Origin of the sequence: Dyadobacter sp. SG02 (assembly GCF_900109045.1) — a bacterium.
GTDB lineage: Bacteria > Bacteroidota > Bacteroidia > Cytophagales > Spirosomataceae > Dyadobacter.
Map to the genome: position 1 here is coordinate 349635 of NZ_FNYL01000007.1, position 19861 is coordinate 369495.

The 19861-nt window shown below is 51.6% G+C and carries 16 protein-coding genes; 8 read left to right on the plus strand and 8 right to left on the minus strand.

The annotated features are described in order from the left end of the window. Positions 1-4: 4 nt before the first annotated feature. Both BMW93_RS18835 and BMW93_RS18840 read left to right on the plus strand, forming a co-directional pair. On the plus strand, positions 5-577 hold the full coding sequence (locus BMW93_RS18835) for a YdeI family protein (RefSeq protein WP_090379693.1): 573 nt from the start codon (positions 5-7) through the stop codon (positions 575-577). A 35-nt stretch (positions 578-612) separates the two neighbouring features. Continuing rightward, a complete protein-coding gene (locus BMW93_RS18840) occupies positions 613-1179 on the plus strand; it encodes a DUF4256 domain-containing protein (protein WP_177194122.1) in 567 nt (188 codons plus the stop codon). Positions 1180-1254: 75 nt separating this feature from the next. Here BMW93_RS18840 and BMW93_RS18845 read toward each other — a convergent pair whose 3' ends face one another. After that, positions 1255-2244, minus strand: a complete 990-nt coding sequence (locus tag BMW93_RS18845) for an aldo/keto reductase (RefSeq protein WP_090379696.1) — start codon at positions 2242-2244, stop codon at positions 1255-1257. Between the two features lie 120 nt (positions 2245-2364). Further along, the gene (locus BMW93_RS18850) at positions 2365-4014 is read right to left on the minus strand and encodes a serine hydrolase (RefSeq protein WP_090379698.1); all 1650 of its coding nucleotides are present in this window, start codon (positions 4012-4014) and stop codon (positions 2365-2367) included. 324 nt (positions 4015-4338) lie between these two features. Here BMW93_RS18850 and BMW93_RS18855 point away from each other — a divergent pair, with 324 nt between their 5' ends. The 3 genes from BMW93_RS18855 to BMW93_RS18865 are packed head-to-tail and all read left to right on the plus strand — an operon-like array spanning position 4339 to position 6647. Then, positions 4339-4671 carry a hypothetical protein gene (locus BMW93_RS18855; RefSeq protein WP_090379701.1) on the plus strand — a complete coding sequence of 111 codons (333 nt, stop codon included), beginning with the start codon at positions 4339-4341 and terminating at the stop codon, positions 4669-4671. A gap of 4 nt (positions 4672-4675) precedes the next feature. Further along, positions 4676-4975, plus strand: coding sequence for a hypothetical protein (locus BMW93_RS18860; RefSeq protein ID WP_090379704.1), 300 nt, complete (start codon positions 4676-4678; stop codon positions 4973-4975). Further along, complete coding sequence (locus tag BMW93_RS18865) at positions 4965-6647, plus strand: PepSY domain-containing protein (RefSeq protein ID WP_090379706.1); 1683 nt, start codon at positions 4965-4967, stop codon at positions 6645-6647. Before BMW93_RS18860 ends, BMW93_RS18865 begins: the two co-directional genes overlap by 11 nt. A gap of 14 nt (positions 6648-6661) precedes the next feature. Here the strand turns inward: BMW93_RS18865 and BMW93_RS18870 are convergent, their stop codons facing one another. Continuing rightward, a complete protein-coding gene (locus BMW93_RS18870) occupies positions 6662-6964 on the minus strand; it encodes a helix-turn-helix domain-containing protein (protein ID WP_229240581.1) in 303 nt (100 codons plus the stop codon). A gap of 189 nt (positions 6965-7153) precedes the next feature. Between BMW93_RS18870 and BMW93_RS18875 the strand changes: the two genes are divergently transcribed. Continuing rightward, positions 7154-8560 (plus strand): MFS transporter, encoded by a 1407-nt coding sequence (locus BMW93_RS18875; protein WP_090379712.1) that lies wholly within the window; start codon positions 7154-7156, stop codon positions 8558-8560. A gap of 98 nt (positions 8561-8658) precedes the next feature. Here the strand turns inward: BMW93_RS18875 and BMW93_RS18880 are convergent, their stop codons facing one another. The 3 genes from BMW93_RS18880 to BMW93_RS18890 all read right to left on the minus strand — a co-directional run bounded on the left by BMW93_RS18880 (position 8659) and on the right by BMW93_RS18890 (position 12761). Next, the gene (locus tag BMW93_RS18880; protein ID WP_229240583.1) at positions 8659-9450 is read right to left on the minus strand and encodes an alpha/beta hydrolase; all 792 of its coding nucleotides are present in this window, start codon (positions 9448-9450) and stop codon (positions 8659-8661) included. Between the two features lie 111 nt (positions 9451-9561). After that, the gene (locus BMW93_RS18885) at positions 9562-11427 is read right to left on the minus strand and encodes an arylsulfatase (protein ID WP_090379715.1); all 1866 of its coding nucleotides are present in this window, start codon (positions 11425-11427) and stop codon (positions 9562-9564) included. A 26-nt stretch (positions 11428-11453) separates the two neighbouring features. Beyond that, positions 11454-12761: a hypothetical protein gene (locus tag BMW93_RS18890; protein ID WP_218147710.1), complete on the minus strand. Its 1308-nt coding sequence runs from the start codon at positions 12759-12761 to the stop codon at positions 11454-11456. Positions 12762-13047: 286 nt separating this feature from the next. Between BMW93_RS18890 and BMW93_RS18895 the strand changes: the two genes are divergently transcribed. Then, a complete protein-coding gene (locus BMW93_RS18895) occupies positions 13048-14091 on the plus strand; it encodes a two-component regulator propeller domain-containing protein (RefSeq protein WP_090379904.1) in 1044 nt (347 codons plus the stop codon). A 103-nt stretch (positions 14092-14194) separates the two neighbouring features. Here the strand turns inward: BMW93_RS18895 and BMW93_RS18900 are convergent, their stop codons facing one another. Together BMW93_RS18900 and BMW93_RS18905 are read right to left on the minus strand one after the other, a co-directional pair. Then, positions 14195-15625 (minus strand): RagB/SusD family nutrient uptake outer membrane protein, encoded by a 1431-nt coding sequence (locus BMW93_RS18900; protein WP_090379720.1) that lies wholly within the window; start codon positions 15623-15625, stop codon positions 14195-14197. A gap of 14 nt (positions 15626-15639) precedes the next feature. Continuing rightward, positions 15640-18714: a TonB-dependent receptor gene (locus BMW93_RS18905; protein WP_090379723.1), complete on the minus strand. Its 3075-nt coding sequence runs from the start codon at positions 18712-18714 to the stop codon at positions 15640-15642. Positions 18715-19272: 558 nt separating this feature from the next. Here BMW93_RS18905 and BMW93_RS18910 point away from each other — a divergent pair. Further along, entirely contained in the window at positions 19273-19851 is a 579-nt protein-coding gene (locus BMW93_RS18910) for an RNA polymerase sigma factor (protein ID WP_090379727.1), read from the plus strand. Positions 19852-19861 lie beyond the last annotated feature (10 nt).

Here is a 19861-nt window from a genome sequence, read left to right on the forward strand (position 1 = left end):
TACGATGAATACCAAAGTCGATGCATACGTAGTCCAGGCCAGGCAATGGCGGGAAGTGATAGAACAATTGAGAACCATCGCGCTGGATTGCGGGCTGACGGAGGAGTTCAAATGGGGCAAGCCGTGCTATTCGTTTGAAGGGACGAACATCGTCGTCATTCAGGGTTTCAAGGCCTATTGTGCCATACTGTTCATGAAGGGCTACCTGCTGAGCGACCCCGAAAATGTGCTGATCAAAACCGGTGAAAACACGAAGGTAGGGCGGCAGATACGCTTCGCCACCCCGGAGGACGTCGTTGCAATGGAACCCGTGCTTAAAGCCTACATCCGCGAAGCCATTCAGGCCGAGCAATCGGGTTTGAAGGTGGAGGTCGACAAATCGCTGCCTGTTCCCGCTGAGTTACAGGCGACTTTCGACGAAATTCCAGCATTGAAAACGGCATTCGACGCATTGACGCCCGGACGCCAGCGTGCGTATATCATCTATTTTACTGCCTCAAAGCAATCCCAGACCCGCCAGCTCCGGATCGAAAAAAACATCGGGCGCATCCTGAACGGCAAAGGGTTGAACGACTAGCGTTTTTTTGTGAATTAATTTAAAGAAACAATATTATGGCCATCGAGAAAAAAGAACTGTCGACGGAAGGTCGCGACGAACTATTGAAAACCTTAAAAACACGTTTTGAAAAACACAAAAACCGCCACGAAGGCATCAAATGGGCCGATGTGGAGGCGAGGCTGAATGCGAAACCGGAAAGATTATGGTCGCTCGACCAAATGGAACTTACCGGCGGCGAACCCGACGTGATCGGTGTCGACAAAAAGACCGGCGAATACATTTTCTGCGATTGCGTGGCCGAAAGCCCCAAAGGTCGCCGCAGCCTCTGCTACGACCGCGACGCGTGGGAGTTCAGAAAAGAAAACAAACCCGAAAATACCGCATTGGACGTAGCCGCCGAAATCGGTATCGAAATCCTCGATGAAGAGGAGTACCGCCATTTGCAGACGCTCGGGAAATTCGACCTTAAAACATCCAGTTGGATCAAAACCCCGGCCGACATCCGTAAACTTGGCGGCGCCGTCTTCTGTGATCGCCGGTACGACACGGTTTTTTACTACCACAACGGCGCGGAATCGTATTATGCGGCCAGAGGTTTCCGTGGTACGTTGCGGGTTTGAGGAGCTATTTATATACAAAAAACGGCCGGTTTGTACATGCACAAACCGGCCGTCTTTGTACGTATTGCTTATGGTTTACCGCTTAAAATCAACCAAATAACTATTAATTGCCTGCAACTCCTCCGCAGAAAGTTCGATATCGATTGCCTGCGCATTGGAAATGGCCTGTTCCGCATTGCGCGCACCCGCGAGCACGACGGTAATACCTTTTTGAAGCGTCGTCCAGCGCAGTACCAGTTGCGCGAGCGTCGCATTCTTTTCTGCGGCGATGGGCGAGAGCTTTTCGAGCAATGCTTTCACTTTTTCGAGGTCGAATTGGCCGAAGTAGCCGTTACGGTGGTCGTCGCTTTTCAGGGTATCGTTTTGAAAGTATTTGCCGGAAAGCAAGCCGCGTTCCATGGGGCTGTAAGCGATGATACCGATGTTGTTTTCGACGCTGTACGGCACCAGCTCGGCTTCGATCGCTCGGTTGAGCATGCTATACGCGACCTGGTTGGAAGCCGGAACGAACGTTTTGGAGGCCTCCTGCAACAATGGCAGGCCGTGATTGGAAACCCCTGCCGCGCGGATTTTGCCTTGTCGAATCAGCGTTTCCATGGCTTCCATCGTCTCGTCGATCGGTGTGGTAATGTCCGGCCAGTGCTGTTGCAACAGGTCGATATAATCCGTATTCAACCTTTTCAGGCTTTCTTCGACTTCTTTGATGATATTGGCCTTCGACGAGTATTTGTAAACCGGAAGATTCCGGCCATCGTTTTCAATATCAAAAAAATGCATTCCCTTACCGGCGTTGCTGCTGTCCCACACAAGACCGAACTTGGTGAGTATCTGCACTTTCGTCCGGTCTTTGCCTTTCAACGCTTCGGCAATTAGCTCTTCACTCAGCCCGAAGCCGTAAAAAGGCGCCGTGTCCAGCGAAGTAACCCCATGGTCCAGCGACGCGTGAATCGCGTCGATCGAATCTTTTTTCTCGTTCCCACCCCACATCGTGCCCCCGATCGCGAATGCGCCGTAAGTGATCGCAGATAGTTTTAAATCGCTATTTCCTAATGTTCTGTATTCCATTTTGATATAATGTGATATTTCCGGCTACAAAATTCCCGCATATAGTCGTATTCTCAAAATAACATAGATCATAAGTTTCTATAATTGGAGTGATAGATGTGGCGAGTGGTGGGCTGCCGTTCAAGGGTATGAATCGGAAGGTTTGATTTTTTTGAATCGCAATCCGAGTGTTCGGGGAGTGGTCAGTTCGGCGGCCGTTGTTTTATTCTCCCTGTTTCTTTTAAAAACGACGTCGGTTTTAAGATCCGGGACGAGGAACCGGTCTTTGGAACAAGCTATCATTGTGTAACGTATCCCGCTCACCAGTTGCAGTTCCAGGCCCGTAACCGATTTTTGGACCTCGATCGCAGCTCCAACTTCATCGGAAAAGTATTTTCCGGCATACTCCTGGTGAGGCGCCGTCATCTTATCCGTCAGGTAATACTTCATTGGGTCACTGGAAGGCGGGGTGACTGTCAGCCCGCCCGCATGATCGAATTGGAGCAGTGTGTTGAAAAAATAAAACCGCAGACTATCAACAGGTTCCAGAAGGATGTCAGACAAAAGTAACCCCTCCTGACCAAGCGTAATATCGACATCGCGCATGGACTGGGCGCTTTTGTAGTATCCGGTGAAGCGTTGCAGCTTTTTGCGGTCTGTTTGAACAATGTCCGACTTCTTCCGCGGCAGGGCCGTAATGTCCTCAGGCTTTGCAAGAATTTGCAGCACTTCCGTGGCGGGGTTAAAGCCGATGGTATCCAGCATGGACGTATTGCTGAGCCATGCTATCGAGAGCCCCTGGGTTGGAGAGCAAATCAGTTTAGAGCGGTAGCCGGCAGTCGCACCGCCGTGAAAAAAAGTGGGTTTTGAGATATTATAGTCAATAAAAAGTCCTGCTCCATAGTTATTGATGTCCCCGTTTGGGAGCGTGTCCAGTGCGGTTTGCCGGTTCAGCAATACCGGTCCTCCCAGTTTGCCCGCCGAATAAAACGCCGTCCATTTCAGCAGATCCTCCGCGGTCGTCAGTAAGCCGCCGGGTCCGTGAATGGCGCCATCCGGCATAAGCGTCCGGAAAGTTCCTTTTACGACCTCATAAGCCTGGCTGCGCCCCGCGATTACTTTGAAGTTTTCATTTCGCCATTGGGTGTGCTTCATACCCGCCGGCCCGAAGATGTATTTCTGTGTAAAATCGGCGAACGACATTCCGGAAGCTTTTTCAACAATGAGCGCGAGCAGAATGTAATTGGAATTGCTGTACCGGAATGCTTCCCCGGGCCGGTTGTTAATGCTTTTTTGCCGACAGATAATGCGAAGTGCAGCATTGTTGTCCATCACGCGCAACACCTGCGGAGAACCAGCGAACTCCGCAATGTCGCTCCATTCGCGTAACCCGCTGGTATGATGGATCAGGTGGCGGATCAGGATCGGCTCACCGTAGGAAGGTAGGCCGGGAATGTATTTGTCCACCGGCTCGTCGAGCTTCAATTTCCCCTGGTTATCGAGTAGCAACACTGCCGCCGCGGTGAATTGCTTGGACACGGAACCCGCTTCGATGAGGGATTCCGTAGTGAGCGGTGTGCCGGTTTCCAGATTGGCCATTCCCCATGCCTTGGAATATACGACTTGCCCATTGAGACTTACAGCCAGCTGGCCACCCGGTTTATCCTGCGCATAGCATTGAAAAATGCTGTCGATCCTCGCTACGCTGGATTGCGGCACGCCCTGCGCCAACGAATGGGTATCAACCAATGCTAATGCCAACAACAAAAAGACAAGTTTGGACGCACTCATTTTAAATGGATTATTTGATTGCTCAATGACCGGATATGTTACTGTAACTCAGGAAGCGACTATTTTTTGTTAATATATAAATTAATTTAATATAGGCTTTTATGGGTTTCATATTTGTTTTTCATGGTGACTTCGTTTTTTGAAATCCCTTGTAACCTCCCGTCTCTTTTTACAAAATCAGGCAATTTTTTACGGCACTTTCCGCGTTTCGCTCTATATTTGTGAAGTTTATTTAAACTAATTACAAATAATTTCTTCCAATTTTCTCATAACCAATAGCCTCAGGTGCATTTCTTCGCCGGATGTGCCTTTGAACCAACGCTTATGTTCAGTACGATTTGTCTACTCTTCCTCCTTGGGTTCATGTTCTGGATGAACACGTCAACCCGCATCTCGTGGCCCGATAAAAACAGCGCCATGGCCTTTATGGCTGCCAATGCATTGTACAGTCGCCTTGCGGCAGGCGCATTGTTTCTGGTTGCGACCGCGCTTTGTGTCAGTTTGCTCGGGGTAGGAAGCGGCTTGTTTGCTGCGATCGTGATCCTGATGACGGCCGGATCGGTATCCGTGCTGTTTTTTCCATTCCGCTACTTCGGTTCGGCCGGAGTTGCGATACTTTACCTGTGTGCGGTGACGCTCGAACTTGTTATTAATTGATTTTATGCCTGCCAATAAGAAGTACCTGACCAAATCGCCGTGGCTGCGGCTCAGCAAACTCCTCGCCGGAAGTGTCGGCGGATATGCCGTGATGATGAGCGTGCATTTGTTTTTTACGGCTTTCCTGCCCAAGGAAAATGTCATCATGACCGCCGCTTTTACGGGTTACATCCTCTGGGCTTTCCTGCTGCTTTACGCATTCATCGCCACGAACGTATGGCGGGTCTGGGGGCTTTACATCCTCCTGACGGTCGTGTTCGCGCTGCCCTATTTACTGAAATTCAACCTCAATCATGGATCCTAGGAAGTATAACATCTATTTTCACACCCACACCATCAGCGGGATCATCATTGCCGCTGTGCTGTACGTCATATTCTTCGCAGGGTCTTTTTCCTTTTTTAAGGATGATATCGCCGCCTGGCAAAAGGGAAGATCGGAAGTAGGGCATCAGTTCGATCCGCCGTACAATCACCTGCTCGACTCGCTTTCGCAGCATTATAACCTGCAAGGCCGCAACTTCAATTTTTACCTGCTGCGTCAGGGCCAGGGATCTTATGTGGATATGACCGCTTCGGCGGATACGACGGTCAGCAAGCCCAAACCGAAACCTGCGAAGGCGGAAAAGAGAAGGGGAAGAGGGAGGAAACAGGACGATGACGCGGCTTATTTCCGCTACCATTTCGCGGATAAAAAAGCGGGCGATTATTCCGACAGCTATGATATGGCCGAGTTCCTTTACCGCCTGCATTTCCTCGCGCAGCTTAACCAGGTCGGTATCGATATCGGTACACCATTTGGTTACCTGGTGGCAGGGATTGTGGCCTTTCTTTTCCTGTTCGCGTTGATTACCGGCTTGCTGCTGCATTGGGACAAGATTAAATCCAACTTCTTCCTTTTCAGGCCGATGAGCAAATGGAAGACCGTCTGGACAGACATGCATACCGTGCTCGGCGTGATCGGTTTCCCGTTCCAGCTGGTGTTTGCCGTGACGGGCGTAGTCCTGATCGTGAACTATGTGCTGCTGACGCCTTTTGCCAACCTGCTTTACGACGGCGACAGCGACAAGCTGTACGAAAGCCTGCAATACAACAAAACCGTGAAGGTGGATTACACCTACAAACCGATGAACGGCACATTCGATATGGACGCTTTTATCGGGAAATGGCAGAAGGAGTGGAAGGACGCCAAAATCTCACGCATTTACATCCGGAATTACATGGACGAGAGTATGCAGGTAAGCCTCGAAGCGAAGCCGAATGCCGAGACTAACTTCGCAGGATCGGGGTATGTGACGGTGAACATTGCGAGCGGAAAAGTGCTGGAAATCAAGTCGCCAAATACCGACGGTAACTATATCGACGGCGTGAAGGCACTGTTGTACCACCTGCATTTCGGTGATTTTGGTGGTAAGCCATTGCGGATCGTGTTCTTTTTATTAGGACTGATGGGGTGTGCGGTGATCATTTCCGGCATAATGATCTGGCTGGTGGCGCGGGATAAAGTCGCTACCGAACTCCGGAAGCGCCGGTTCAACTTCTGGGCGAGTAACTTCTTCCTGGCGGCTTGTCTGAGTATGCTTCCGGTAACGGCATTCACATTCATTATGGTCAAAATGCTCGACCATGTCGATCAAGGGGTGATCTACCGCACCTACTTTTACAGCTGGCTCGTACTCGGCATTTACCTCATGGTCCTCCGCAGCCTGCCGCGGATGAACCGTCATACATTGCTTTTGTCGGCCGTTCTTTGCCTGGGTGTACCCATCGCCAACGGCATTTCGACCGGACTATGGATCTGGAATACCTGGCAGCAGGGCGCATTCGACATTTTCTTTATCGATGCATTGTTCCTCGTCCTCGCGGGCTCCTGCGCGTATGCATTCACCCGCGTGAATGCGGAGGCGAAGACATTCAAGGTGCTGAGTTTAAATAAAGCCCCTGAAAAAGTGTTGAAAACCAGCGTAGTAAGAGACTAATCTGTACCGCTGCATCATTCGGGCCGGATTTGCCGCTGGTAATCTTCGCCCCATGCGCAGAGCGAATCCATAATGGGGATCAGGCTTTTGCCGATTTCCGTCAGTTTGTACTCCACCCGCGGCGGCGTTTCTGCGTAGGCTTTACGCAGCAGGATGCCGTCGCGTTCCAATTGTTTCAGCTGTGCCGTAAGCGTCGCCTGCGTAATGTGGGGGAGCTTACGGCGCAGCACACCGAAACGCATCGGGCATTCCTCCCGGATCTTGTTCAGAAGCATCAGCTTCCATTTCCCGCCGATAATATCCAGCGTGATATTCATGTTGCAATTTTTTGCTGAAAAAGCATCAGAATTTGCATTTGTAATTGACTGATCTGCAATAATAGTATCGTCCGTCATACCTGGTATTGTCTGATAAACTACTTGATTACGAGCGTTGTCTGCCTGAATTTTGGCTGCAAATGAATGCAAACCGAAAATTTCGGCACGCCTTGATCTTCCAACAACGCAATGAACCTACAAATTTCAAAATGGCTGTTACTGGCCATTATTTCGGCTTCGGTATTCCTGTCCGTGATGGACATTTTTATCGTCAATGTTGCTATTCCGCATATTAAAACGGGTATCCGCGGCACGGATAGCGATATCCAGCTCGTGATCGCCCTCTATTTGCTGGGTTATGCCGTTTTTCTGATAACCGCCGGCCGGGCAGGGGATTATTTTGGTAAAAAGAAAGTCTTTGTGCTGGCCATGCTGCTTTTTGTGGTGATCTCGGCGATGTGCGGCTTCGCGCAAACACCCTGGCAATTGAATGTCGCCCGTTTTTTTCAGGGGGTAGCTGCCGCATGGATGATCCCGCAGGGCATTACCTACATTCAGGAGCTGTTTCCGGGCGGGCGGGAGCGGGTGAAGGCATTGGGGATTTACGGCAGCGTGGCAGGCAGCGCGTCGGTGATCGGTCAATTCCTGGGCGGTCTTTTACCCGACATGAATGCTTTTCTGGATGGCTGGCGGCTGGTTTTTCTCATTAACCTGCCTATCGGCCTGGTGGTGGTGCCCATGGCGCTGTTCCTGTTGCCGCCCGATCGCCGTCGGAACGCCAGTCGCGGTACAGGCTTCGACTTCTCGGGCGTACTCCTGCTCACAGGCGCGCTCGTGTGCCTGCTCTATCCGCTCATACGCGGGCGCGAGTTGAATTGGCCGTGGTGGTGTATGGCCATGCTGGGTGCGGGAGGTATTTTGCTTGTAATGTTTGTGAGGGACCAAAAGCAAAAGCTTTCTGCCGTTCCGCACCAACGGCTGCCGTTACTGGACGTCCGTCTGTTCGGCTTCCGCGATTTCAATATCGGGATGGCGATCGTGTTGTTCTACTTCATGGTTCAGGACTCCTATTTTCTGATCAACGTCATGCTGCTCGAAACGGGCCTCGGGTTCAGTTCCGTCGAAACGGGTATGCTGTTTGTATTTCAAGGAGTCGGCTATGTGATCGCATCGCTGGTTTCGCTGCGGCTGGTCCCATTGTTTGGCAAAAAAGTATTGCAGGCAGGTGTGCTGATCATGATGACCACATTGGCCCTTCACATCATCGTCCTGAACGGCGCGCAGGTGGATCGATACCTGCTTTATCCTATCCTTTTCGCCTACGGCACCGGCTGCGGCTCGGTATTGCCTTCGCTATTGGCCGTCGGGCTGAAAAACATCCCTATTGAACTCGCAGGAGCCGCTTCCGGCACTTTTTCGACCTTCCAGCAAACGGCAATAGCGCTGGGCATTGGCGTGGTAGGAGGGATCTTCTTTTCCAATCTCGGCCCGTTGCCGGGTGTTGCGGATTACGTTTCCGCTTATCGGATTGCTACGGTTACCAATATTGCATTGCTGGGGTTGGTTGGGTTCTTTTTGTGGTTGCTGCCTCATTGATTTTCCAACGAATCGCCACCGAAGTAATGCAATGGCGGCCGTGGGATGTGAAATGGAACCTAACGATCGCGGGGAGGTAGTTGATTTTAAAATCGTAATCAGAGCGTCGGGTCGCCTTTGATGTACCCGAGCGATTTCAGGAAAACATCCGTGTCGCGGAGCGTTTTAATGAACCATTCGCCCCGGTTGAAAAACCCGTGCGGCTGCTCCGGGTAAAGGATAAGCTCGCCGCGGGTGCCGGCTTCGGTCAGTTTCGCTTTGTAGGCCCCGGCCGTGGCTACGGATACCAGTTTGTCTTTCGTCCCCAGCATGATGAGGGTAGGAGCAGCGCCTTTCCGGATGTTGTGGTAAGGAGATATCTCGGTATAGCGCGCGCCGATGCGGTCGTAGCCATATTCGCCCGGACCGTTGTTGAATACCGGGTTGAAAAGCACCAGCGCATTGGGCCGTGCGCTGATGGCGGCATTTTCGGATGGTTCGTCGAGCTTCGTCAGGTCGGTAGCGGCCGCCACATGCCCACCTGCCGACCCGCCGGCAGCTACAATGCGGTCCGGATCGATGCCCAACTCGCCCGCGTGCGCGCGAACGTACCGGATCGCTGATTTACCATCGGCCACGGCTTCAAAAGGTGTCGTGTGATGCCTCGATTGCACGCGATAATCGGCCAGGATGGCCACCATCCCGCGGGATGCGAGGTAAACGGCCTGTTTCTGAAACTGACCAATATTTCCGCCGATCCACCCGCCGCCGAAAAAGAAGACAATGGCCGGGTACTTTTTCCCGGTTTCGAATCCAGCCGGTTTGAAAACCCGCAACGTCAGGCTCAGCGTATCGACTTTTTTGTAAACTAATACCTGGGGAATGGTATCCTGCGCGGTCTGGGCGTGCAAAGGAGCCAGACTGCACAGGATTATTAGTGATGTGAACTTTAAAAGCAATAATTTTTTACAAAACAGAAAAGGCATCGGGTTCAGCATTGGACTGTTGGTTTGTAATGTCTGTTATTTGCCGGCGGCAGGCTGTTGCTGTTGCGTGGGCTGCGGCAGGCGGCGTTTAAGAACGTCATCCCACGTAATGTAAGGGTAGATATTGTATTTTTTGGCCTGCTCTTCAAAAAGCGCTTTCAACTCTTCCAGTTTCTTCGGGTTCTTTTGGGCAAGATCGATGCGCTCGTTGAAATCCTCGTTCAGGTTATAGAGCTGCCAGTCGTTGTTATCCGGATTAGCGACGCTGATCGCGCTTACGAGGTTACCAGCAGGTGCCGAGGTCGGTTTGTAGGCAAATGCGGCTTTCCAGCCATCCTGGTAGATCGATCGCGATCCGAAAATGTAATAGTACTGTATTTTATGGCGCGAAGCAGCCCGTGCGTCATTGATCGAGTAGGCCAGCGAAGTACCGTGGATTTCGTCCTGCTTAATGCCCCTGATGACCTCCGGCGCTTTAATGCCTGTAATTTCCAGGGTAGTAGGCAGCAGGTCGATCACGTGGCCGTACTGGGTGCGGATGCCGCCTTTTTCGGTAATGCCTTTGGGATAGAATGCGATAAGCGGGTTGCGTGTGCCGCCTTCCGAATGCGCATCCTGCTTCCAGTATTTGAATGGCGTGTTGGCAGCCTGTGCCCAACCGAGGGGATAATTAGCATTGGTACCTTCCGGCGAGCCGATCAGGTCGATCTGCGCCAGGTTGTTCTTAACCTGCTCTGCCTCCAAAAGCGTTGCGGCAATAGCGGCAGCCGACGATCTGGCAATCACCCCGCCCAGCGCGCCTTCCTTGCTCGCCCCATTATCGCCGATCACCACCAAAATAAGCGTATTATCGAGCTGGTTGATCTTTTTGAGGTGGCTCACAATCCTTCCTACTTCATGGTCGGTGTAGGTCAGGTAGCCGGCATAAACCTCCATGAAACGTGCATAAAGCTTCTTTTCATCCGCCGAAAGGCTCGCCCAGGCGCGGATGTTCGGGTTACGCTCGGGTAACACCACATTGGCCGGGATAATGCCTTGTTTCTTCTGCCGGGCAAAAACCTTCTCGCGGAATTCGTCCCAGCCGCCGTCGAATTGTCCTTTGTACTGGTCGCTCCATTCCTTCGCTACCTGGTGCGGCGCGTGGGTGGCGCCGGGGGCGTAGTACAGGAAGAACGGCTTGTTCGGCGCCGCCTTTTTCTGGCGGTCGATGAAGCTGATGGCCTTGTCGGTGATCTGGTCGTTCAGGTGGCGTCCATCCGGCGTCACGTGGGCATTGTCTTCGACGAGGTCAGGTTTGTACTGGTCGGTTTGCGAGCCGAGGAACCCGAAGAAATGGTCGAAACCCTTGCCCGAAGGCCAGCGGTCGAACGGACCGGCATCGGTAGCGTCCTGATCGGGCGTGAGACCGTATTTGCCGACGGCGAAAGTGTTGTAACCCGCCTCGCGCAGGATTTCGGCAACGGTACCCTTGTCGGAAGGAATGCGACCATCCCAACCCGGAAAGCCAAAAGACGACCACGTGTGCGAGAACCCGCCCTCATGCACCGCATGCTGGTTACGCCCGGTAAGCAGGGCCGCGCGGGTGGGGGCGCAAATGGCAGCCGTGTGGAAATTGGTATACCGCAGGCCATTATTCGCCAGGCTGTCGAAAGTAGGTGTGCGGATCACCCCGCCGAATGTGCTCGTGGCCCCGAAACCGACGTCGTCGAGCAAAACCCACACCACATTGGGAGCTCCGGCCGGGGCTTTGACAGGGTTCGTCCATACTTCCTTCGATTCGGCGAGCGTCTTGCCTACCGTGCCGGTAAATGGCTGCTGCTGTTGCGTAATGTTCTGTGCGGACGTGCGCGAAGCCAGGCCGGCTGCCAGTAATGCCGCGAAAAGTAATTTTTGAGAGTGCATATGCAAAATGTTTAATGAAACAGTACCTATTTTCTTATCTCTTCCAATGGGTATTTCTTTTCTACTTTATTCAGAACCACGAACAGGGAATCGCGGCCCTCATTCACGCCCCGGAGAATGTACCTTCCAGGCACGGGCTGCTCATAATGCAGCGTGATATGCGCCGCCGTGTCGATGCGGTTGTGCAAATGGAACACTTTGTTGACCGTATCGGCCTTGTAACCATAATAGTAGCGGCCGATATTGCCGTAGTATTCCGTCGTCCGCACCGCATTGCGCGTATCGAGCCGAAAGTTTTTGTTCACTTTAATGCTGATCGTATTGAATTTCTCGAAGATCACATTTTCCCATCGCACCGAATCGGTAGGCGAAGGTGCCAGCAGCTCGTTGTTCAGACGGAACTCGGTCACCTTGTAGAGGCCGGTCGCGGATGCCAGTCCATCGTCGAGAGGCAGCTTAAACGACTTGCCGCTGGCGTAAAGCTGCCCGTAACTGAACCCCCTGAAAAGCACGAAAAAGAATACAAATCCGTATTTAAAAGCGACCCTGACGCGGTTGGGCCATTCGTGACGGAAACGGAATGCAGGTACGAACGTCAGCGCCACGGCGCGGTGCCCGATCAGGATTTCGTAGAACTTGCGGCTGTCGCGGACAAGCAACAGCAGTGATAGTGATAGCAAATGCAAGCTGGTAAGCTCCACACCGGCATCGTAGCCGATATTGACAAACCAGATCGGCAGCAGGATCGCCACCATCATCAATGCGCCTAGTGTAGTCGTGCGACGGAAGAGCAACAGCACCGTCGCCACCAGTTCGAATATCCCCGCAAATACTTCGAAAAACGGGGATACGCCGGTAGTTAGCCAGTACAACTTGCCCGGCGTGAAATCGCCGAGGTTGGTATTGAGCTGGCTGATCGTCGGAAAAGGCATCTGCACCGGAAATACTTTGGCCCAGGCAAACCACGACATTCTCAGCACGACCCCGTAACGCGCCGCCGCGTAAAACCAGTAATACAGCTTCTCAAAATCCTGACGCCGGCGATCGATCAGGTCCCAGCCCAACCCGGCAGCAATGCAGACCAGTACCGTAATCCACCAGCCCGTATAGTTTTTACCTTCCTGACTGGCAAAAAACCAGGGCTTGTTTTGGGAAATCACATCCAGCCAGCGGAAGGGATAGGAATTAACATTAAACCCGGCATCGAAGTCCTGCCTGTAAAACTCCGGGTTGAAAGGGATCGTACTGATCACCGCATAAATCAATGCTGCGCGTAAAAGGATTTTTTCATACGGCTTCCACACAGAGGCCGGTAATGGTGTAGAATCGGGCATAAGTAAAAACAGGTATTTACGGCGCAAATTAGCCATTTTTCATTTTAACCAATTTAATCTATAAAATAAATAGACTAATATTCTGGAATGATACCACCAATAAGGGAATGATCGAATTTTGAATGAGCCGCCGTGAAACTGGCATCCGCGGACAATCCAATTTAACCGCACCTTCTACCCGCCCCAAGCAACTTTAACATTTCATTAACCTTCTTTAACAAGTCCTTTAAAAAGTCCGGCACAAAAGCTTTTAGATTTGCCGGAGTCCTTGATAACCAAAAGAAAAATGAAGAAATGTGTATGCTCGTTTGCATTGTTGCTATTTGTGTCCGGCACGTGGTGCCACGGACAAATTACAACGAACCTGCCCAAGTCCGATACTGCGGGTATCATCAGTTCCCATGGTCCCAGCGCCATCACGAGGAACATCATACAGGACCGAAAGGGTAATATCTGGATGGCCGCATTTGACGGGATCTTTCGGTACGACGGGAAATCGTTCACCAATATCACAAGCAAAGTCAGTTCGGCCCGCTTCTTTTCCGTTTTGGAGGACAGGAAGGGCAACTTTTGGTTCGGTACGATTGGTTCAGGCGTTTTTTATTACGATCCCAATCGGGCAGATGATAAAACGTTTCAGCATTTCACAAAGCAACAAGGGCTGATCGACGACCAGGTGCCCCATATTTATGAAGATAAAAGCGGCAATATCTGGTTCGGCACGTTGAAAGGACTTAGCCGCTACGATGGGAAGCAGTTTCGGAATTACCGGGCGAATTTGGGGCCGGCTTTCACGAGTCTGGAATCAGGAGATCTTCCGCCTGATGACCATGATGACGTAAATGCTATTGTCGAGGACAAAAACGGGAAGTTTTGGCTTGGCACAAGGGGGAATGCCCGCGTTTACGATGGGAAAATATCTTCGGTCCTTGTCCATAACGGGCAAACGTTTACAAATGTCCGTACGATCATCGAAGATAGTAAGGGCAATGTCTGGCTGGCGGGACAGGATGGGCTTTGGCGTTACGACGGCATTACATTTACCAATATCTCGGATGATTTTGTGGGTTATGTCTATGAAGACAGGAAGGGAAATATCTGGACGAGTTCGGAAAATGCCGTAAGTGGAAAATGGGGGATTTCCAGGTACGATAAAAATACCTTGTCGGACAAAAAGCCAACCGCCATCAAAATAGCGTCGGAATACGGTGTTAATGAACGAATGACTTTTGGAATCCTGGAAGCTAATGATGGAAGCATCTGGTTTGGTTCCCTGGACGGTGTGTATCGTTATGATGGAAATTCCATTAAGGGTTTTAAAAGGAAATAGGGCAGCGGGCGATCATTCGAAGGCTTTTCCTGCATACGACAAAGCCAGGTAATCATGAAGATTGCCTGGCTTTGTCGTGATAGGTAGTTGCTCAGTTCAGTGTCTACTTATATCCCTCATTCTGCTTCAAACTTGGGTTACGGTCAATCTCGCTCTGCGGGAGTGGGAAGAGTACCTGGTAATCGAATGCCGTTTTCCCGCGACCTTTGGCCATTTCTATAAACTTGTCATGACGGATCAGATCTTGTCGGCGGAGTTCCTCGGTGAAGAATTCCCAACCACGCTCTTTGAGAATGTGTGCCCGCAATGCGTCTTTGGAGGCAAATGTCGAAACGGAAAGGGCAGTGAGGCCGGCTTTCACGCGTACCTGATTGATGAGATCTACCGCGGCCTGGGTAGGACCTTCGAGCTCGTTCAATGCCTCGGCTTTGCTGAGCAGGATGTCGGCATAGCGAACGACGGGGAAATCGTTGCCGAGGTCGGCGCCGGTGGCGGGGAGGTCTTCTTCGAATTTAAAGCTCCGCTTATCGTCCTGGCCAAGCACGATGTGTTTGCCATTCAAATCGTCGTATTCGGTCAGGAATGCTTCTCGGCGCTGGTCTTTGGGGTCGAAAGAGTCGTAGAAGCCGGATAATGTTTTAAGCTGCGTTGCGTAGTTGGCTTTCGTCGCGCCCTTGTATTTGTAGTTCGGGGGCGCTGCGTGGGGCAGGTAGTTGGTACCCAGGCCCGGCTGCGCTACGTGCGGACGTACGTAAATGAACTCGCTGTTTTTCTCGTTGGCGAGTTTGAAAAGGTCCGTCCGGTTGGCCGAGTTGAAGAGACTGTACGTATTCAGGTCGATCACCTTTTGAGCGGTTTCGTTCGTTTTTTGCCAGTTTTTGTTGTTCAGGTAAAATTTGGTGAGAAATGCGAGTGCAGCCCCTTTGGTAGCACGGCCATATTGTTTCGCGGTAACGGGCAGGATATCGGCTACGGCGGTCAGTTCGTCGGTCACGAATTTGATAAACTCTTCCTTACCGGCACGCGCGGGACGATCTTCGCTGCTGCTTACGCTGTTGGTAATGAGTGGAGTAGGGCCAAAAAGGTCATAAAGCGAAATGTAGCCGCTGGCCCTGAGGAAACGCGCTTCGGCCACGATCTGCTTCTTCCGTTCGTCGTCGAAATCAATGTTGGGCACATTGTCGATCACGAGGTTGGCTCGGTAAATGGCGCTGTAATAGCGGGTCCAGGCGGTGTCGAAAAACTCGTGGGAGGCATTCCATGTAAAGTCTTCGAGCGGCTGCGCGAGCCCGCGTAATCCGCCCTCGCGGATGATGATGAGGTCGGTAGTAACCTCGGCCATGACGAAAATATTCCGGAAGCCGTCGGTACCCTGCTTCTGTTCGAGGGCATAAGCGGCATTGAGCAACGCCTCGGCGTCGTCGGCGGTTTTGAAGAAATTATTGGGGCCAAAAGAAGAATAGACTTCCTCTTCAAGGGGTTTGTCGCAACCGGCGGCGCCCAGCAGCAGCAGTATATAAAGTAACTTTTTCATTGTCTCACAGAATATTAAAAATTGATGCTCACGCCCGCGGTATAGGTGCGGGAAAGCGGGAATGCATTGTAATCGGCGCGCACGTTAGAGGTCCCGAAGGCACTTACTTCCGGGTCATAGCCGGTGTATTTGGTGATGGTGAACAAGTTCTGCCCGGTCAAGTACACCTGCAATCCTTTGATATGCTTCCATTTGGCCGATGGGAAGTTGTAAGTGAGCTGCACCGATTTTAGTCGTAAATAAGAAGCATTCTCCACGGCCCGGCTGTTCACGTTGCTCGTGTAGGAAACTGCCACAGGTATACCCGAAGAATTGGCGTTGGTCGGGTTGGTCGCTGTCCAGCGGTCGGTGTAGCTTTCGGCGAGGCGGTTGCGACGGAAAGAGATCGGGTTCTCCGATTCGGTACGGTTGAGATTGAACATTTTGTTGCCCTGCACACCCTGGAAGAAGAACGAGAGGTTGAATGCCCCGTAAGAGAAATCGTTGTTAAGGCCGTAGGTGAACTTCGGGAAGGGAGAGCCGAGGATGGCCCGGTCGGCGGAGTTGATGGTGCCGTCCTTGTTCACATCACGGTATTTGTACTCGCCCGGGCGCGAGAGCGGCTGCGCGGATTTGGCGATATCTTCGCCGTGCTGGAACACGCCGTCCACAATGTAGCCGTAGTAGGCATTCAGCGGATCGCCCTTGCGGATGATCGTGAAGTCATTGGTAAAACCGGCCGAACCACCCAGAATGTAAGGCAATGAACCCAAATCGGTCACCTCGTTTTTTACGACCGAGAAATTCACGCTCGATCGCCATGTGAAGGGCGCGGTAACATTGATGGAAGTCAGCGTGAAATCAAAACCCGTGTTTTTCAGGCCGCCTACGTTTTTAAAGGTAGTGGAAAAACCGCTGGTCCGCGGAATGGGTAGTTGCAGAAGCAGGTCTCTGGTTTGTTTATGGAAATAATCGATGCTACCCGATAAGCGGTTGGCAAACAGGCTGAAATCCACGCCAATATCGAGCTGAGTGGTGGTTTCCCATTTCAGATCGGGGTTGGGGAGCTGCGTGGTGGAAATGCCCACATAAGGCGCGCCGTCGAAAATAGCTTGCCCCTGCGGCCCGAGGAGCACGAGTGATTTGTAGCTGCCGATGTCCTGGTTACCGGTCACGCCGTAGCTGGCGCGAAGTTTCAGATCGGTCAACGCATTCACGTTTTTGAGAAAAAGCTCGTCCTTGATCCGCCAGCCGAGTGCTACCGACGGGAAGACGCCGTATTTCTTGTTGTCGCCGAAGCGCGAGGAGCCGTCGGCGCGTATGGAAGCGGTAAGCAGGTATTTGTCGAGCAAATTGTAGTTCACGCGACCGAGGTAGGATAGCAGCTGGTTCTTCGTCCGACCGGAGCCGAGCGAAAATGTGCTTTGTGCGCCCGCAGAGAGGTTATCCGTGCCCAATGCATCGAGCGGGAAGTTCTGCGCACCGGCTGAAAGCGAGCTCACGACAAAGTCCTGATAGGTATAGCCGCCGAGGATTTCGAGCTGGTTATCCTTGTTGAGTGCCTTGCTGTACCGCGCGGTGAATTCGACGAGATTGTTGGAAGCATTGCTGGTGAGCACGCTGGCAATGCCTTTGGTGCCTTCGGCGCGCTTGGTAAGGCGTGACGTGAAAATATCGCGCCGTGAATCCTGGCGGTCGGTGCCGAAATTGATCTTGGCCGACAGCTCGGGGAGGAAGTAATATTCTGCAAAAACGCTGGCGAATGTGCGGTTGGTGGTGGCGAAATCGCTCACTTCATTGGCAAGTCCCACGGGGTTTTCAAGGTTCACGATCTGCGTCTGCGTCCAGGTGCCATTCGGGTTTTTGATGGTAAGGGTAGGGTCCTGGAAAATGGCGGTGTTGATCACCCCCGCGCCCTCATTCACGCTCACGCCATTGGGCACGAAATCGTCCTTCACCTGGCTGGAATTAAGGTTTAAACCAAATTTAAACTTGTCACCCGTGTAGTTAAGGTTTACCCGGCCGACATACTTTTTAATGCCCGAACTGATGACCACGCCCTTCTGATCGAGGTAATTGAGCGAGGCGTAGTAAGTGAATTTGTCCTGTCCGCCGGAAAACGAAAGCTGGTGGTTTTGGAGATAACCTTTTTTAAAGATTTCATCCTGCCAGTAAGTACCCTTGCCCACGGCGGCGATTTGCTCTGCCGAAAATTCAGGCGCCTGCTTCTGGTCGGCGCGGAGGTCGTTGAGCAGCGCCATGTATTGCTGTGCATTGAGCATCGGAACACGTTTGGTCACCTCCGACACCGCGCCGGAAAGTGCATAATTGACATTCAGTTTGCCCTTCGTGCCTTTTTTGGTGGTGATGAGAATAACCCCGTTTGCCCCCCGCGACCCGTAGATGGCCGTCGCCGAAGCATCTTTCAATATCTCTACCGACTCGATATCGTTCGGGTTCAATGCATTGAGCGGGTTTCGGGGCGCCTGCTCGTTCACCAGTGTAGAACCCGGCACTACCGAGGCATTGTTTACCGGTAAACCGTCGATCACATACAGCGGCTCATTGCTGGCATTGATCGAGTTCGCGCCGCGGATACGGATCGTCACGCCACCGCCCGGCTCGGAGCTGGACTGCGTCACTTGCACACCCGCAGAGCGACCGGCAATGAGTTGATCAACAGATGTTTGTACGCCTTTGTTAAAATCCTTGCTGTCCAGCGAATTCACGGAGCCTGTCAGATCGCGCTTTTTCTGGGTGCCATACCCTACGACCACGAGCTCATTCAGTTGCCGGGTATCATCACTCAGCTGAACGTTGATCTGTGAACGTCCCTTGACTTCGAGCTCCTGGGTAATGTAGCCGATGGCCGAAAACACCAGCACGGCATCGCTCCCGGCGGCGATCTCGAACTTGCCGTCGGTATTGGTAGTAGTCCCGGTGGTGCTGTTTTTGACCAGGACATTAATGCCCGGCAACGCCGACTGGTCGTTGGCGGAAGTAACTTTTCCCTGAATGGAAACGGACTGGGCATGGCTCTGCAAGGCCACAATGCCGCCCAGAAAGGCCCAAATCAATCGGATGTGATTTGAACGGAGAATTCGGATCATAGGTAACGCTCGTTAATAACTATACTTATTTGATCGGCAAAGTAAAGTTATTTTCAAGTTTTATACTACTAAATTGGTAGATTAAATAGTGTTACCATATGGCAAATGGATTTTACCACGTTCATTTCGTGCGAAATGAGCAGGATGGTGATTTGCAGCATACCAATGCGCGTCAGGTATCTCGAACCGGTCCCAATATTGGAAATAAATCTATAAAGTCTATGGATTAAAGTATAAATTTTAAGAATTGCTTGATTGGTAAAATGCAATTGCCTTATTTTGGCTGTTTGGGAAAGTCGGGGCATGGTGCGTATAGGTATGATCGGTAGTGCTTTGAAAAAAAATAGGACAGGACTTTCCACTCCGCAACTTGCGCGGCAAAACAAATAGGCTGTTATTTGTCTATAAATTTTGTAGAGTAATTATTCTTATTAACCACCAATAAGAGCTTTTCGGTTAGTTGAATGCCTGTAATCGGGCGGGGTGCTCCTTTTGGGGCGTCCGCTGAACAATATTGTTTAATCCAAATCAAACGGCAGTTGTCAAAATTCTCCGAAAGTGCATGAGTTAGGTGATTTATCGGATTATCAGCTCCTGAAAGCGTTTCAGGAAGGCTCCTTAGCGGCGTTTGAGGAAATCCACCGGCGTTACTTCGGGCGGCTGTATGCGCATGCATTCAAAATGCTGGGCAATGCCGCAGATGCCCAAGATGTCGTGCAGGAGGTTTTTATTACACTCTGGACGAAAGGTGCTGCGATTCAGCTGCATACCGGGTTGTCAGGGTATTTGTACACGTCCGTGCGCAACCGCGTGCTCAACCTGATCGAGCAGGACAAAACGTACCGGCACCACCTCGACGCGCTCGCGACGTTCCTCGGCGAGGTGCCGATTTCGGCCGGTAATGCAGCCGACGAAGAGTTGTTATTCTCCATTTTTGAAGCCGAAATAGACAAGCTGCCGCGAAAAATGAAGGAAGTTTTCGAGCTCCGCAGGCAGGGCGATTTGTCTTATTCCGAGATCGCCGAACAGCTTTCGCTCTCGGACCATACCGTAAAAAAACAAATCAGTAATGCAATCAAGATATTGAGGGACAGGTTGATACAGTGGAAATCGCAGCTGGTCGTATTATTTTTTTAAAAAAATCTAC